Below are 15,440 nucleotides of genomic sequence, written 5' to 3'. Positions count from 1 at the left end.
GAGCCGTCGTCCAGTCTTACGGAGTCTCAGGAACTTCAGCCGCAAAACCGCGCTCCCGCATCCACTTGATCGCCAGATAAGGCCACACCCGCAGCTGCGGATTCGCCGCCGCCAGGCCCGCTCCATGCCCTCCATGCTGGAAGATATGCATCTCCACCGGCACCCCAACCTTCACCAGGGCCTCGTAAAACATCACGCTGTTCAGCACCGGCACCGTCTGGTCGTCGGTGGTCGAAAAAAGAAACGTAGGCGGCGTCTCCTTCGTCACCTGCGTCTCCGCCGACAACGACTGAACCAATGCAGGATCCGGAACATCCCCCAGCAGAAACTTTCGCGATCCCGTATGCGCATACGGATCCATCAGCGTGATCACCGGATACGCCAGAATCAGAAAATCCGGCCGACTCCCCTGCTGCTCAATCACATCCGTAGCCGCCGCATTCCCTTGATCGAAGTGCGTGCCCGCAGACGCCGTCAGATGCCCGCCCGCCGAGAAGCCCCACATCCCAATATGATCTGCAGCCACCCCGTAATCCGCCGCATTGGCCCGCACCGTCCGAATCGCCCGCTGCGCATCCCCCAGCTCGATCGGGTGATGATACTTCGGTCCCAGCCTGTACTTCAGCACAAAGGCCGCCACCCCTCGAGAGTTCAGCCACAACGCAACATCCTCGCCCTCCTTCAGCATCGAGAGATGCGTATACCCACCTCCCGGAGCCACCACCACCCCGGTCTTCGTCACATTCGGCCCCGTTGGCAGATACACCGTAAGCGTCGGCTTATCCTCCTCCGCATCCCCCAACGCGCCCGGAGCCCCCGCAGGCCACAGCAGCATCGTCTTCCCCTTCAACACCACAGTCGGTTGTGCGACCGTCGGTTGTGCCACCGTCGGTTGTTGCCCTTGCATAGCGCCTGCAACCGCCAGCAATACCGTCACTCCAAACCACGTCGTTCGTCTTGTAACCATCTCGTCCCTTCTTGCTTGCAAACCAACGAACAGCAAAACCGTCCAACACTTCAGATTCGGCAGAACACCAGCGAATAGTAACCCATCGCATCCGCTCTGCCTACAGACACAACATCTATACTGTTGCAACAAACAGCTTGAACGCGAATCAACGGCCCTAAATTCAAAATAGTGAGTTGAATGAATAATCGTGAACGCAAGATGTTGGAGCTTCTCAAGCTGGGGAAAAAAGAGTTCGGCTATCTCGCCGTAAAAGCCGAATTCGAAGCGGAAGGCACCCGCGTCGACGAGCTCCTCCGCCTAGTCGAGATCTGCAGAAAGGCCGACCTCAAACTCGCTCTCAAGATCGGCGGCTGCGAGGCCATGCGAGACCTCATCGAAAGCAAGCAGATCGGCGTCGACTACATCATCGCTCCCATGATCGAGAGCACCTACGCCCTCTCCAAGTTCGCAGAGGGCGTCGCCAAGGTCTACACCAAGGAAGAGCAGGAAGAGACCGACTTCCTCTTCAACCTCGAGACCATCACCGCCTTCCAGCAACTTGAAGCTCTGGCCATCGAAACCGGGAAGGCCCCCGAGCTCTCCGGCATCGTCTTTGGCCGGGTCGACTTCTCCCTCTCCGCCGGTCTGGGCCGCGACGCCATCAACGGAAAAGAGGTGACTGACTACGTCCTCAAGACCGCAGCCACCTGCAAAGCGCACAACCTCGATCTCGTAGTAGGCGGCGGCGTCTCCTCCGACTCCATCCCCGTCCTCCGCCAGATGCTCGACATCCACCTCACCCGCTTCGAGACTCGCAAGGTGGTCTTCGACGCTCAGGCCGCCCGCAAAGACAACATCGCCGAAGGCCTCCTAAACGCCGTCCACTTCGAGCTCCTCTGGCTCCTCAACAAGCGCGACTACTACGGCGCAATCCAACAGGAAGACACCAAGCGCATCGACATGCTCGAATCCCGCTGGGCAGTCCTGAACAAAGAAGAAACCAAATGACCCCTACCGAACGCATCCTCATCTTCGGAGCAACCGGCGCCATCGGCCAGTCGGTCGTGGAAGCAGCCATCGCACGCCAATGGCACGTCACCGCCGTCTCTCGAACGCCCCACTCCAGCACCTCCGCCGGCATCACCAACCTCCTACTCGATCCCTTGGCTGCCAACTTCGATCCCGCTCAACTCGATACCGGCGCTCCCTACACCAGCGTCTGCTGGGCTCAAGGAGCCAACACCAACGACAGCATCTACAACGTTGATTTCGATACGCACCTCGAAATCTACCGCGCCAACTGCCTCTACATCCTCGTCACCCTTCAGGCTCTCCTCAAGCACAAACTCCTCGCCCCGGCCTCTCGCCTCTGCGTCATCAGCTCCGTCTGGCAAAACGTCGCCCGACAGTCCAAGCTCTCCTACTCCATGAGCAAAGCCGCCCTCCAGGGCCTCGTCCTCTCCGCCACCGCGGACCTCGGAGCCGAAGGCCATCTCATCAACGCAGTCCTCCCCGGCGCTCTCGATACCCCCATGGCCCGCAAGAACCTCACCCCCGCACAGCTCGAGCGAATGAGCTCCGCAACCTCCTTCGGACGGCTTCCCGCCCTCACCGATGTAGCCTCCCTCGTCTGTTACCTCTGCTCCCCGGAGAACACCGGCATCACCGGCCAGTTCATCGCCGCCGACCTCGGATACAGCCATGTCCGCATCGTTTAGCGTCGCCTCCTCCACTGGCTCCTACCAGGTCACCATCGCCGCCGACTCCTTCGCCTCCACCCTCGCTTCTCTCGAATCCCCCCACCTCATCGCCGACGAGTTCTTTCGCCTCAACCTCCCCAACCTCGCCCACCCACCGATCCTCCTCGAAGCCACCGAACAAGCCAAGTCCCTCGACCGCTCCCCCGCCCTCATCGAAGCCCTCCGCATAGCCGGTGCAAACCGCAACTCCCAACTCGTAGCCCTCGGCGGCGGCGTCATCCAGGACATCTCCGCCTTCATCGCCTCCATCTACATGCGCGGCCTCTCCTGGACCTACATCCCCACCACCGTCCTCGCCATGGTCGACTCCTGCATCGGCGGCAAGTCCAGCATCAACGTAGGCCCCTACAAGAACCTCGTCGGCACCTTCCACCCTCCGCAGACCATCCTCATCGACCCCACCCTCGCCCGAACCCTCCCACCCGAGCAGTTCGCCAGCGGCCTCATCGAAGCCGCCAAGATCTGCTTCTGCCGCGGTCCCGAATCCTTCTCCTCCTACCTCGCCTCCAACCCATCGCCCAACATGCCGACCTCCGCCCTCGAACAGGTCACCCTCAGCAGCCTCCTCGCTAAAAAACACTTCATCGAGATCGACGAGTTCGACCGCAACGAGCGCCTCCTCCTCAACTTCGGCCACACCTTCGGCCACGCCCTCGAAGGCGCCTCCCACTACGCCATCCCCCACGGAATCGCCGTCGGCCTCGGCATCCTCTGCGCCTCGGCGTTCCAACGCAATCGCGGCATCAATCTAGCCTCGATACCCAAAGTCCAACAACTCGAAAGCCACCTCACCACCCTCATCCAAACCCTGCCCAACCTCCCCACCCACCTCCGCGACCTCGACCTCGACCTAGACGAAGTCCTCCAGCGCCTCGCCTCCGACAAAAAACACTCCACCACCCAATACACCCTCATCCTCCTCAACGCCTCGGGAGACGTCTCTCTCGAACGCATCAACCGCACCCCGCAACTCGAAGCCGACCTCCGCCAAGCCATAGCGGCTACCATAGACACTCATACCGAATGACCAAATACTCCGACCTACTCGCCGACTGGCTCGTCACCCTCGGCTACAGCCACTGCTTCTTCGTCGCCGGCGGCAACATCATGCACCTGCTCGAATCCTGCAGCCACCGCCTCACCTGCATCCCCGTCGTCCACGAGGTCGCCGCGGGCATCGCCGCCGAGTACTTCAACGAGGTCCACCTCAGCCCCGAAGGCCCCCCCAAAGCCTTCGCTCTTGTCACCGCCGGCCCCGGCCTCACCAACATCGTCACCGCCCTCGCCGGAGCCTGGCTCGAATCCCGCGAGCTCCTCGTCATCGGCGGCCAGGTCAAAACCTCCGATCTCTCCCGCTCCCTCGTCCGCCAGCGCGGCATCCAGGAGATCGACGGCATCGCCATCACCAGCTCCATCACCGAGCGCTCCCAACTCATCGCGACCATCCTCGACCGCGCCACCTTCGCCGCCCTCACCTACTCCGGCCAGACCGGACGCAAAGGCCCCATCTTCCTCGAAATCCCCCTCGACATCCAGGGCACGCAAGTAGACCCCGAAACCCTCAACAGCCCCATCCCACCCTTCCAACCCCTCTTCCCCGCCACACCTAAAAACGCAGTAGAAGAAATCGCCGCACGCCTGCAAACCTCCCGACGTCCCGTCATCCTCCTTGGAGCAGGCATGGACCGCGCCACCACCCACCGCCTCTACGATCGACTCACCCCCCTCGGCATCCCCATCATGCTCACCTGGAACGCCGCCGACCGCCTCGGAGCCGACCACCCCCTCTACTTCGGTCGCCCCAACACCTGGGGCATGCGCTACTCCAACATCCTCCTCCAGCAAGCCGACCTCCTCCTCGCCCTCGGCACCCGCCTCTCCCTCCAGCAGAGTGGCTTCAACTGGCAACAGTTCATCCCCTCTGGCGAAATCATCCAGGTCGACTGCGACGCGAACGAGCTAGCCAAAGGCCACCCGAACATCGCCCTACCAATCCGAGCCGACGCCAACCCCATCCTCAGCGACCTCACCACCAGACAACTCGGCGACCACACCGAATGGCTCACCTTCTGCCACGCAGTAAAGTCCACCCTGCCGCTCGTCGAACCTGTAAACCAGACCGGCGAAGGCTACCTCAACCCCTACCTCTTCACCGAAAAACTCTCCACCCTCGCCCAGCCCGACGACATCGTCATGCCCTGCTCCAGCGGCAGCGCCTTCACCGTCATGATGCAGACCTTCGCCCAGAAGACCGGCCAGCGCATCGTCACCAACAAGGGCCTCGCCGCCATGGGCTACGGCCTCTCCGGAGCCATCGGAGCCGCCTTCGCCGCCCCATCACGCCGCACCATCCTCGTCGAAGGCGACGGCGGCTTCACCCAGAACCTGCAAGAGCTAGGCACCGTCCAGGCCAACCAGCTCAACCTCAAGATCTTCCTCTTCGACGACAACGGCTACGCCTCCATCCGCATGACCCAGAAGAACTACTTCGGCGGACGCTACATCGGCTGCGACACCAGTACCGGCCTCGGCATCCCCAACTGGGAACTCCTCTTCTCGGCCTACTCCATCCCCGTCCAACGCCTCCGCCCCGGCTTCGAGCAGGACCCCGTCTTCCTCGCCGCATTCAACGCCCCCGGTCCCCAGGCCTTCCTCGTCCACATCGACCCCAACCAGACCTACTTCCCCAAGATCAGTTCCCGCGTCACCGCCTCCGGCTCCATGGAGTCGAACCCCCTCCACCGCATGTCCCCCGACCTCGACGAAGCCACCGCCGCCAAGGTCTTCCGCTACCTCCCCGACTAACCATGCCCCCACTTCCCGCCGACGATCTCGCCCTCATCGCCACCCACACCGCTCCCCTCTGGAACGAGATGCGCGGCCAGCGCCTCTTCCTCACCGGCGGCACCGGCTTCTTCGGCGTCTGGCTCACCGAGTCCTTCCTCCACATCAACCGCACCTTCGCGCTCGACGCCCACCTCACCGTCCTCACCCGCGACCCCGCCGCCTTCACTCGCAAGTGCCCCCACCTCGCCTCCTATCACGCCCTCACCCTGCTCCCCGGCGACGTCCGCACCTTCAACCACCCTCAAGGCGACTTCGCCTACATCATCCACGCCGCCACCGAAGCCAGCGCCAGACAAGTCGCCGAAGCGCCCCTCGAGATGCTCTCCACCATCCTCGACGGCACCGCCCGCATCCTCGACTTCGCCGCCACCCACAACACCCGCAAGCTCCTCCTCACCAGCTCCGGCGCAGTCTACGGAAAGCAACCCGCCACCCTCAGCCACATCCCTGAGGACTTCCTCGGAGGCCCCGATCCCCTCGACCCCGCCAGCGTCTACGCCGAGGGCAAACGCCTCTCCGAGCAGATGTGCGCCCTCCACGCCCGCCAGTCCTCCCTCCAGATCAAGATCGCCCGCTGCTTCGCCTTCATCGGCCCCCACCTCCCCCTGGACACCCACTTCGCCATCGGCAACCTCCTCCGCGACGCCCTCAACAACAGCCCCATCCAAATCGCAGGCGACGGCACTCCCCTCCGCTCCTACCTCTACGCCGCCGACCTCGCCATCTGGCTCTGGACCATCCTCTTTCAAGCCCCCTCCATGCAGGCCATCAACGTAGGATCCGAAGAAGCCATCAGCATCGCTACCCTCGCCCAAACCATCGCCGCAACCCTCAACCCCACGCTACCCATCCACATCGCCAAAACCCCCACCGCAGAAACACCTCCATCCCAATACGTACCCTCCACCCAGCGTGCCCAGCAAACCCTGAGCCTCAAACCGCTGACCACCCTGGAAGAATCCATCCGCCGCACCGCCGCCTGGCATACCCTTAGAACGAGCGCCTAGACCAAATGCAAAACGCCCCATCTCCCGTCCTCCAGCCAGAACCGAACCTCGCGCCCCCCACCGGTCCCTTCGCCAGCCTGCGCCGCCTTCTCCCCCCGGGCGAAGTCATCCGCTACCTCCTCGTCGGCGTCTGGAACACCCTCTTCGCCTACGCCCTCTACTCCGGCTTCGTCCTCCTCTACGGACACTTCCTACCCAAACACTACCTCCCCCTCACCGTGGTCATCGCCTCCGTCTCCGCCAAGCCCATCGGCATCACCATGTCCTTCCTCTGCTACAAACACTTCGTCTTCCGCACCCACGGCAACTACCTCCGCGAGTGGCTCCGCTGCTTCGCCGTCTACGGTGTAGGCATGCTCCCCGAACTCATCGCGCTACCCATCCTCACCCACCTCTTCCTGCGCTTCGCCCTCACCCACCGCCCCGCCCCCTACCTCGCCGGAGCCTTCATCACCATCTTCACCGCCACCCTAAGCTACTTCGGTCACAAGAAATTCTCCTTCCGCATCTGAAATTCCAACGAAGCATTCCTACGACGGCAATCCGTTTGCTCCTATCGAACGAACGCGCAAAAAAACGGGAATAAAAGTAAGGCTGATAGTTTCTTACCTCTCAATTAGGAAGTTAGATCTATAGGCAGGTCAGTTCTATGAGATGGTCGCTTAGGCCAAAATTCAAAATCGATTACGACCAGAGTAAGCACATTGACGTAGGCGTTTGTTACGGAATGTGCAGGCGAATCCTGGAGCTCGACGGACATGCTACCAACGCCAGGACATTGGAGAAGGCATTCGAAATCCTACGAAACAGGATTCATTCGAGAACGTTTCTACTCAAAGGATTAACCGCCCAGGTCAACCGCCGTCAGACGGGAAGAAATTACGTCTCCTATCCCCTCTCGCAACAGAGGTTCTACATCGTATCGTGCAACATTAGCCTCTCGGCCGGGTACTGTACGCCATACTCGCTAGCCAGTTATGTAACACCCTCAGGCTGGTCTCCGGACCATGCGGTGCTATTGCTTGGAGTGGATGGGGGAACCCTCATGTTTGATCCCAACTGGGGATGTGCCGCCTGGGAATCTCTACCGATAGAAATCCTACGCCGCAAGCAGCTTGAAGAACTCATAGGCGGTGGTTATAAACCTTCATTCCCCGTCTACGTAACCCACGTCGAAACATAAGAGAAACAAGAGCTAGCTACAATTAAAGAAAATCCCATAAGAAAAATTGCGAATTAGTCAGTAGAAATAGAAATAATAAGTCAGCTCTACTCAGCAGCAAGCACAAAGTTCCAAAGATTAAATCTTCAACGTAGATCTTTTACAAAGCTAGAGTCACGAGAACAGACCACTAACAAATTCGAACCACCATAAACCCAACGCAGCATGAACTCTCCACACCGAATATCCCGCAGCCACACCCACCAGCTCTTATCAGCCTTTATCCCCAGGATCACCGTTACGCCTTAAAAGCCGTAAGCTCCGCAGCCGCCCGTTGAACCGTCCACACGCAACACCGATCCCCAAAATGCTTTAACCTTTAGACAGCAGCAAGCAGTCACCACCTGCTTCAGTGGCTGACCTAGGAGAAACACGAACCACCATGAAGCTCACCTTGCCTCCCGGCCCCTTCAAAGCCTACCTGTTCGACTGCGACGGAACCATCGCAGACTCCATGCCCCTCCACTACACCGCCTGGAAAGAGATCCTCAGCGATTGGAACTGCACCCTACCCGAAGAGGTCTTCTACCGCTGGGGCGGTATGCCCGTCGTCGACATCATCGCCACCCTCAACCAGGAACAGGGCCTCAGCATGCCCGTCGAAGAGATCGCGCGGCGCAAGGAACAGTTCTACTTCAACATTCTTCCCCAGCTCCAGGCCGTCCCCGAAGTCCTCGAACACATCCACATCTCGCACGGACAGATCCCCTTTGCCGTCGTCTCCGGCAGCACCCGCGACTCCGTCGTCGCCTCGCTCGAAGCGCTCCACATCCTCGACCGCTTCGACACCCTCGTCTGCGCCGGCGACTACACCCGCGGCAAACCCGACCCCGAACCCTTCCTCATCGCCGCCGAACGCCTCGGCGTCGCCCCCCAAGACTGCCTCGTCTTCGAAGACACAGACATGGGCATCCAATCCGCCACCGCCGCCGGCATGGCCTCCGTCAAAATCCTACAACCCTGGGAAAGACCCAAAGTCTGATCCACACACTCCCAGCCTCCAACCCCAGACCGCGGTTGCACCATAAAATCGGTGCAATCGGCGTAAATCGGCGTTAAGCCTTCCCATCCTGGACACTACACTCACCCGAAATGCTCTAATCTTTCGACAGCATGAAATCCGTAAGCATCGTAACCGCCTGCTTCAACGAGCAGGACAACGTCGAGGAGCTCTACCTCCAGGTCCGCACCATCATGGCCTCCCTCGCCCGTTACCGCTACGAGCACCTCTTCATCGATAACGCCTCCACCGACGCCACCGTCTCCATCCTCAAGCGCCTCGCCGCCTCCGACCCCAACGTCAAGATCATCGTCAACGCCCGCAACTTCGGCCACATCCGCTCCCCCATGCACGGCCTCCTCCAGGCTCGCGGCGACGCCATCATCTCCCTCGTCGCCGACTTCCAGGACCCACCCGCCCTCATCCCCATCTTCCTCGAAGAGTGGGAGGCCGGCTTCTCCATGGTCCTCGGCATCAAGCGCTCCAGCGAAGAGAACTCCCTCTTCTTCTTCCTTCGCCGCCAGTACTACAAACTCGCCGAGCGCCTCGCCAACATCGAAACCTTCCAGAACTTCACCGGCTTCGGCCTCTACGACCGCAAGGTCATGGACCTCGTCCGCTCCTTCGGCGACCCCTACCCCTACTTCCGCGGCATGATCGCCGAAATCGGCCTGCCCAACAAAAAAATCCCCTACGACCAGCCCGCCCGCAAGCGCGGCATCACCAAAAACAACTGGTACACCCTCTACGACATGGGAATGCTCGGCATCATCAACCACTCCCGCGTCCCCCTCCGCCTCGCCACCTTCGCCGGATTCGGCGGAGCGATCCTCTCCTTCCTCATCGCCTGCATCTACCTCTTCCTCAAACTCGCCTTCTGGAATACCTTCAGCTTCGGCCTCGCCCCCATGCTCATCGGTGTCTTCTTCACCGCCTCGCTCCAACTCCTCTTCCTCGGCGTCATGGGCGAGTACATCGGAGCCATCTACACCCAGGTCCAAAACCGCCCCTACGCCGTAGAGTTCGAACGCATCAACTTCGAAACCCCACCCCCCCCACCCAAACCCGAATAACCCCCAAGCTCGCGTAACGCCTGAATCCCAAACGCTCACGTAACGCCTGAGCCGCTAACGCCTAAGCCCACTCAAATTTGTCGCCAGCCCACACAATTTGTCATCAGCCTACAAAAAAAAATTGTCATCCTGAGCGTAGTAACTCGCGCATTTTGCGAGTTACGCAGTCGAAGGACCTGCGGGTGCACTTGCTTTTGCTTTTGCAGTTGTACTTGCAGTTGCCTGTTTTACGCCGTCATCCTGAACGCAGTGAAGGACCCCTGTATTTCGTAACCTCTATAGTTGCTATTGTTAGCAGACTCCGTTCTTGTCTTTGCTGTTGCCGTTAAGGATTAGCGTAGGGCTTTAGCGCTACGAAAAAGTCCCATCAAGAAGAGGGGCTTCAGCAAGAGGGGCTTCAGCCCCGGAAATCGACGACTCAACCTGTCAAGCCCCAAAAAACACCCCAAACCCCACAACCCAAACAAAAGAAACAAGATAAAAAATAAACAAAAGTGGCATGTTAGTTACCACCCACTTGATAAACTAGAAATAGTAAGAAAAGCCCCGGCCAGCCGGGGTTTAGCTCTTTAACAACCTAACTCCAGCTGCTGGACATATTTGGACGCAAGCCCTTTCCCTGCACGTACTTAGCAGAGCCTAGCCCCCGCATCTCATTGCAACCACTACCCTTACGCGCAGGCAATGGGGGGGAAGGGGCACCCTAAATCACCACCAACCCACCCAGGACCGCACGGACAAACTCCACGATCGTCCTCACAATAAAGTCCAGCATCTCCCTCGTGAGCCCCGGATAGACCCCAATCCAGAAGACATGGTTCATCACAAAGTCGGTGTTCACCATATTCCCGATCACCCGGCACTCAATCCCCTCATAAGCCGGCTGCCGCAAAAGATTCCCCGCAAACACCAGCCGAGTGCCAATCTTCTGCGCCTCCAGAGCCCGAGTCATCTGATCCCGCGTAAACCCGGCATCCGCCTTCACCCCAATCGGAAACCCAAACCAGCTAGGATCGGAGTCCGCTCCAGCCACCGGCAACATCAGCACATCCGATAACCCCGCCAGCCCCTCCATCAAATAAGCGAAATTCTCCTTCCGCCGCGCAATAAACTCCGGCAGCTTCGCAATCTGCGACACCCCCAAAGCCGCCTGCATATCCGTCGCCTTCAGGTTGTAGCCAATATGCGAGTACGTGTACTTGTGGTCATACCCGCAAGGCAGCGTCCCCAACTGCCACTCAAACCGCTTCCCACAAGTGTTATCGACTCCCGGCTCACACCAGCAGTCCCGGCCCCAGTCGCGGAAGCTATCGATCAACACCTGCAACGCCGGCGTATTGGTCAATACCGCCCCACCCTCACCCGTCGTAATGGGGTGCGCCGGATAAAAACTTACAGTCGCGATATCCCCAAACGTCCCCACCTTCTGGCCCTTGTAAGTCGAACCCAAGGCATCGCAGCAATCTTCCACCAGCCAAAGATTGTGCCTCTTGCAGAACTCCGTCACCGCTCCCAGGTCGAACACATTCCCCAGCGTATGAGCCACCATCACCGCCTTGGTCTTCGCGCTGTAAGCCTCCTCCAAACGGCTCACATCCATCTCATAAGTCGGCAGCGTCACATCCAGAAACACCGGAACCAGCCTGTTCTGCAGAATCGGATTCACCGTAGTCGGAAACCCCGCCGCAACGGTGATCACCTCGTCACCCGGCCGCAACGCCCGCTCCCCCAGATTCGGCGAGGTCAACGCGCTCAAAGCCACCAGATTCGCACTAGACCCCGAGTTCACCAGCGAAGCCGACCGCACTCCAAAGAACCGCGCCAGCTTCCTCTCAAAGTCCTTCGCAAAACGCCCCGTCGTAAACCACCCATCCAGCGCCGACTCCACCACCGAGCAGATATCGTCCGCCCCAATCACCTTGCCCGAAACCGGAACCACCGACGCCCCAGGCACAAACTCCCGCTCCGGAAACGCCTCCGCATGGTACTCCGCCGTCAACTCCAGGATCTGCCGCCGCAGCCGCTCCGCTCGCTCACTCATATCCATTTAGAGTACAGCGCCGGCCCCTACGACCCGCCAGTCCTTACTACATCCATATACCCGCCCAATTATGATGTTCCCAGCGAAACAATGCACAAGGACTCCTCAACCGAATGAAAGCCGTAATCCTCGCCGGCGGCCTCGGCACCCGCATCGCCGAAGAGACCTCCCTCCGCCCCAAGCCCATGGTGGAGATCGGCGGACGTCCTATCCTCTGGCACATCCTCAAGCTCTACGCCCAGCACGGCATCAACGACTTCCTCATCTGCTGCGGCTACAAGGGCTACATGATCAAGGAGTTCTTCGCCAACTACTTCCTCCACACCTCCGACGTCACCTTCGACATGCACGACAACAAGATGACCGTCCACCAGTCCGTCGCCGAACCCTGGCGCGTCACCGTCGTAGATACCGGTGAATTCACCGGCACCGGTGGCCGCCTCCGCCGAGTCGCCAAATACCTCGACTCCGGCGAGCCCTTCTGCATGACCTACGGAGACGGCCTCGCCGACGTCGACATCACCGCCTCCATCGCCTTCCACCGCGCCCACGGCAAGCTCGTCACCCTCACCAGCGTCCAGCCCGTCGCCCGCTTCGGAGCCCTCGGCCTCAAGGACACCCAGATCTACTCCTTCCAGGAAAAACCGCCGGACGAAGGCGGCTGGATCAACGGCGGCTTCTTCGTCCTCTCCCCCAAAGTCATCGAAGCCATCACCGACGACGCCCAGATGTTCGAGCGAGAGCCGATCGAGACCCTCGTAGCCCAGGGCCAAGTCCACGCCTTCTTCCACCACGGCTTCTGGCAAGCCATGGACACCCTCCGCGACAAGCAGCAACTCGAAGACCTCTGGAGCAAAGGAAAGGCCCCATGGAAGACCTGGTAGAGCGACCCGTTCAAGATTTGTTAGGACTCGCTCTTCGGGATTAAGCGTGGGGCTTCAGCCCCACGAATAGCCATCGAGAATAAGAGGGCTTTAGCCCCGGACTCTCTTCTCCAACACTTCAGCCACCAAGGAACACCAAGAATGAACGCAACAAACAACCTCTGGACCGGAAAGCGAGTCTTCCTCACCGGCCACACCGGCTTCAAGGGCGGCTGGCTCGCCCTCTGGCTCAATCACCTCGGAGCCAACGTCCGCGGCTACTCGCTCGACCCCAGCACCACACCCAGCCTCTTCTCCTCTGCTCGCCTCAACGAAAAAATCGAAGACCTGCGCGGCGACATCCGCAACTCCACCACCCTCGATCGAGCCATCCAGGACTTCGCCCCCGAGGTCATCTTCCACCTCGCCGCGCAGCCTCTCGTCCGCGCCTCCTACGACGACCCCATCACCACCTACGAGACCAACGTCATTGGCACCGCCCGCGTCCTCGACGCCGTCCGCCGAACGCCCTCAGTCAGAGCCGTAGTCTGCGTCACCACCGACAAGTGCTACGAGAACAAGGAGTGGATCTGGCCCTACCGCGAGACCGATCCCCTCGGCGGCTACGATCCCTATTCCAGTTCCAAAGCCTGCGCCGAGATCGCCGCCGCCTCCTTCCGCCAGAGCTACTTCCACCCCGCGAAGCTCGCCGACCACGGAGTCGCCATCGCCACCGCCCGCGCCGGCAACGTCATCGGCGGCGGAGACTGGTCCATCGACCGCCTCATTCCCGACCTCGTCCGCGGCTTCCTCTCCGGAGAGCCCGTCCTCATCCGCCATCCCCACGCCATCCGCCCCTGGCAACACGTCCTCGAGCCCCTCCACGGCTACATCCTCCTCGCCGAAAAACTCCTCCCTGAAAATCCAGAGGCCGCCGCACGCTACGCCACCGCCTACAACTTCGGCCCATCCGAGTCCGACGCCCAGCCCGTCTCCTGGATCGCCGATCGCATGACCCGCTTCTGGGGAGACGGAGCCTCCTGGGTCCTCGATCAAGCCCCCACCCCCCACGAGGCCCACTACCTGAAGCTCGACGCCAGCCGCGCCCGCGCCGACCTCCACTGGACCCCGCGCCTCAACCTCGAAACCGCCCTCCAATGGCTCGTCGAGTGGTACCGCTCCCACCAGTCCGGGGCCGACATGCAGGCCTTCACCCTCCAGCAAATCGCATCCTACGAATCGCTGACCACCGACCATCGATGACACCTCGCGAAATTCTTCTCGCCACACTCCTGTTCGTCAGCCTCTCCGCTCACGCGCAGACGACCCCACCTCCCGTGGCCCCAACCGCATCGCCCTCCAGCTTCTTCACCCACTGGAAGAACTTCTACGGACAAGACTGGCACCCGGACCCCAACGCCCCGGCGTCCCCCGCGCCACCCCGCCGAGGCCTCCCCTCTCCGCTCGACTCTCCTCCCTTCCCCAGCATCGACTGGTCCTACGGCGGCTCCCCCGTCATCGGCGAGCCAGACACCAACAGCTATCCCCTCATGACCGCGATCAACGGAGCAAAGAGCCGCATCAAGATCTACGGCTGGCTCGACCCCACCCTCAACTTCAGCACCTCATCCAACAGAAACACCCCCGTCGGCAATGACCTCTTCTCCAACCGCTTCGAGCTCAACCAAGCCGTCCTCTACGTGGAACGCCTCCCCAACTCCGTCCAGCGCGACCACATCGACTGGGGCTTCCACCTCACCGCCCTCTACGGCACCGACTACCGCTACACCACCAACAAGGGCTACTTCAGCAGCCAGCTCCTCAAGCACGGCCGCCAGTACGGCTTCGATCCCTCCCTCGAATACGTGGACATCTACTTCCCTCACGTAGCCCAGGGCATGAACCTGCGCATCGGCCGCTACATCTCCATCCCCGGCATCGAAGCCCAGCTCTCCCCCAACAACTACCTCTTCAGCCACTCCCTCCTCTACGTCATCGATCCCTTCACCGACACCGGCGCCCTAGCCACCATCAAGCTCAGCAACCGCTGGCTCATCCAACTCGGCATCACCGCTGGCCACGACGTCGCCCCCTGGACCTCCGACGCCAAGCCCTCCGGAACGGCCTGCGTCAGCTTCACCACCCAATCCGCGAAAGACAACATCTACGCCTGCGCCAACGGCATCAACAGCGGCAAATACGCCTTCGACAACCTCCAGCAATACGACGCCACCTGGTACCACAAGTTCTCGAAGACCATCCACATCGCCACCGAAGCCTGGTATATGTACCAGCTCGACGTCCCTGCCGTCGGCGGCCCCATTCAGCCTCAGACCAACACCAACGGCGCATACTGCCGTCCTGGTCAGATTCGCTGCACCGCCCCCGAGTACGCCATCGTCAACTACCTCAACAAGCAGCTCTCGCCCCACGACTACATCACCCTCCGCAGCGACTTCCTCAACGATAAGAAGGGCCAGCGCACCGGCTTCCAGACCCGCTACTCCGAGAACACCCTCGCCTGGAACCACTGGATCGGCAGCACCATCCAGATCCGCCCTGAGCTTCGCTTCGACCGCGCCTGGGACTCCGCCGCCTACGACAACGGCACCCGCCACAACCAGTTCACCGCCGCCTCCGACCTCATCTTCCACTTCTAATCAGAGACCGGCTCCGCC

Annotated in this window: 13 protein-coding genes; 11 read left to right on the top strand and 2 right to left on the bottom strand. The window is 60.7% G+C overall.

The genetic code is table 11. The features are described from left to right. Positions 1-16: 16 nt before the first annotated feature. Positions 17-967, bottom strand: coding sequence for an alpha/beta hydrolase (locus HB393_RS14290; protein ID WP_255551113.1), 951 nt, complete (start codon positions 965-967; stop codon positions 17-19). Positions 968-1,147: 180 nt separating this feature from the next. Here HB393_RS14290 and HB393_RS14285 point away from each other — a divergent pair, with 180 nt between their 5' ends. The 8 genes from HB393_RS14285 to HB393_RS14250 all read left to right on the top strand — a co-directional run bounded on the left by HB393_RS14285 (position 1,148) and on the right by HB393_RS14250 (position 9,858). Beyond that, positions 1,148-1,957, top strand: a complete 810-nt coding sequence (locus HB393_RS14285; protein ID WP_213805858.1) for an aldolase/citrate lyase family protein — start codon at positions 1,148-1,150, stop codon at positions 1,955-1,957. Further along, entirely contained in the window at positions 1,954-2,667 is a 714-nt protein-coding gene (locus tag HB393_RS14280; RefSeq protein ID WP_213805857.1) for an SDR family oxidoreductase, read from the top strand. The genes HB393_RS14285 and HB393_RS14280 overlap by 4 nt, the downstream gene beginning before the upstream one ends. After that, a complete protein-coding gene (locus HB393_RS14275) occupies positions 2,651-3,736 on the top strand; it encodes a 3-dehydroquinate synthase (protein ID WP_213805856.1) in 1,086 nt (361 codons plus the stop codon). Before HB393_RS14280 ends, HB393_RS14275 begins: the two co-directional genes overlap by 17 nt. Continuing rightward, positions 3,733-5,514: a thiamine pyrophosphate-binding protein gene (locus HB393_RS14270; protein WP_213805855.1), complete on the top strand. Its 1,782-nt coding sequence runs from the start codon at positions 3,733-3,735 to the stop codon at positions 5,512-5,514. The genes HB393_RS14275 and HB393_RS14270 overlap by 4 nt, the downstream gene beginning before the upstream one ends. Before the next feature lie 2 nt (positions 5,515-5,516). Next, positions 5,517-6,563: an NAD-dependent epimerase/dehydratase family protein gene (locus HB393_RS14265; protein ID WP_213805854.1), complete on the top strand. Its 1,047-nt coding sequence runs from the start codon at positions 5,517-5,519 to the stop codon at positions 6,561-6,563. 5 nt (positions 6,564-6,568) lie between these two features. Then, positions 6,569-7,075: a GtrA family protein gene (locus HB393_RS14260; protein ID WP_213805853.1), complete on the top strand. Its 507-nt coding sequence runs from the start codon at positions 6,569-6,571 to the stop codon at positions 7,073-7,075. A 1,092-nt stretch (positions 7,076-8,167) separates the two neighbouring features. Beyond that, the gene (locus HB393_RS14255) at positions 8,168-8,767 is read left to right on the top strand and encodes an HAD family phosphatase (RefSeq protein ID WP_213805852.1); all 600 of its coding nucleotides are present in this window, start codon (positions 8,168-8,170) and stop codon (positions 8,765-8,767) included. A gap of 131 nt (positions 8,768-8,898) precedes the next feature. Then, on the top strand, positions 8,899-9,858 hold the full coding sequence (locus tag HB393_RS14250) for a glycosyltransferase family 2 protein (RefSeq protein ID WP_213805851.1): 960 nt from the start codon (positions 8,899-8,901) through the stop codon (positions 9,856-9,858). Positions 9,859-10,561: 703 nt separating this feature from the next. Here the strand turns inward: HB393_RS14250 and rfbH are convergent. Next, the gene (gene rfbH / locus HB393_RS14245) at positions 10,562-11,899 is read right to left on the bottom strand and encodes a lipopolysaccharide biosynthesis protein RfbH (RefSeq protein WP_213805850.1); all 1,338 of its coding nucleotides are present in this window, start codon (positions 11,897-11,899) and stop codon (positions 10,562-10,564) included. Between the two features lie 113 nt (positions 11,900-12,012). Here rfbH and rfbF point away from each other — a divergent pair, with 113 nt between their 5' ends. The 3 genes from rfbF to HB393_RS14230 all read left to right on the top strand — a co-directional run bounded on the left by rfbF (position 12,013) and on the right by HB393_RS14230 (position 15,422). Further along, positions 12,013-12,783 carry a glucose-1-phosphate cytidylyltransferase gene (gene rfbF / locus HB393_RS14240; RefSeq protein WP_213805849.1) on the top strand — a complete coding sequence of 257 codons (771 nt, stop codon included), beginning with the start codon at positions 12,013-12,015 and terminating at the stop codon, positions 12,781-12,783. Positions 12,784-12,924: 141 nt separating this feature from the next. Further along, positions 12,925-14,025 (top strand): CDP-glucose 4,6-dehydratase, encoded by a 1,101-nt coding sequence (rfbG, locus tag HB393_RS14235; RefSeq protein WP_213805848.1) that lies wholly within the window; start codon positions 12,925-12,927, stop codon positions 14,023-14,025. Further along, on the top strand, positions 14,022-15,422 hold the full coding sequence (locus tag HB393_RS14230; protein ID WP_213805847.1) for an outer membrane beta-barrel protein: 1,401 nt from the start codon (positions 14,022-14,024) through the stop codon (positions 15,420-15,422). The genes rfbG and HB393_RS14230 overlap by 4 nt, the downstream gene beginning before the upstream one ends. The last annotated feature ends 18 nt before the right edge of the window (positions 15,423-15,440 follow it).

This window comes from Granulicella sp. dw_53 (genome assembly GCF_018449545.1).
GTDB lineage: Bacteria > Acidobacteriota > Terriglobia > Terriglobales > Acidobacteriaceae > Edaphobacter.
Note: the sequence above shows the minus strand (reverse complement) of the source record. Positions and strands in the feature narration are given on the sequence as shown.

What these genes read in the sequence shown, in the direction of transcription:
- rfbG (WP_213805848.1), top strand. Translation starts at nt 12,925, where the DNA reads ATGAACGCAACAAACAACCTCTGGACCGGAAAGCGAGTCTTCCTCACC.
- HB393_RS14270 (WP_213805855.1), top strand. Translation starts at nt 3,733, where the DNA reads ATGACCAAATACTCCGACCTACTCGCCGACTGGCTCGTCACCCTCGGC.
- rfbH (WP_213805850.1), bottom strand. Translation starts at nt 11,899, where the DNA reads ATGAGTGAGCGAGCGGAGCGGCTGCGGCGGCAGATCCTGGAGTTGACG.
- HB393_RS14250 (WP_213805851.1), top strand. Translation starts at nt 8,899, where the DNA reads ATGAAATCCGTAAGCATCGTAACCGCCTGCTTCAACGAGCAGGACAAC.
- HB393_RS14280 (WP_213805857.1), top strand. Translation starts at nt 1,954, where the DNA reads ATGACCCCTACCGAACGCATCCTCATCTTCGGAGCAACCGGCGCCATC.
- HB393_RS14265 (WP_213805854.1), top strand. Translation starts at nt 5,517, where the DNA reads ATGCCCCCACTTCCCGCCGACGATCTCGCCCTCATCGCCACCCACACC.
- rfbF (WP_213805849.1), top strand. Translation starts at nt 12,013, where the DNA reads ATGAAAGCCGTAATCCTCGCCGGCGGCCTCGGCACCCGCATCGCCGAA.
- HB393_RS14285 (WP_213805858.1), top strand. Translation starts at nt 1,148, where the DNA reads ATGAATAATCGTGAACGCAAGATGTTGGAGCTTCTCAAGCTGGGGAAA.
- HB393_RS14275 (WP_213805856.1), top strand. Translation starts at nt 2,651, where the DNA reads ATGTCCGCATCGTTTAGCGTCGCCTCCTCCACTGGCTCCTACCAGGTC.
- HB393_RS14290 (WP_255551113.1), bottom strand. Translation starts at nt 967, where the DNA reads ATGGTTACAAGACGAACGACGTGGTTTGGAGTGACGGTATTGCTGGCG.
- HB393_RS14260 (WP_213805853.1), top strand. Translation starts at nt 6,569, where the DNA reads ATGCAAAACGCCCCATCTCCCGTCCTCCAGCCAGAACCGAACCTCGCG.
- HB393_RS14230 (WP_213805847.1), top strand. Translation starts at nt 14,022, where the DNA reads ATGACACCTCGCGAAATTCTTCTCGCCACACTCCTGTTCGTCAGCCTC.
- HB393_RS14255 (WP_213805852.1), top strand. Translation starts at nt 8,168, where the DNA reads ATGAAGCTCACCTTGCCTCCCGGCCCCTTCAAAGCCTACCTGTTCGAC.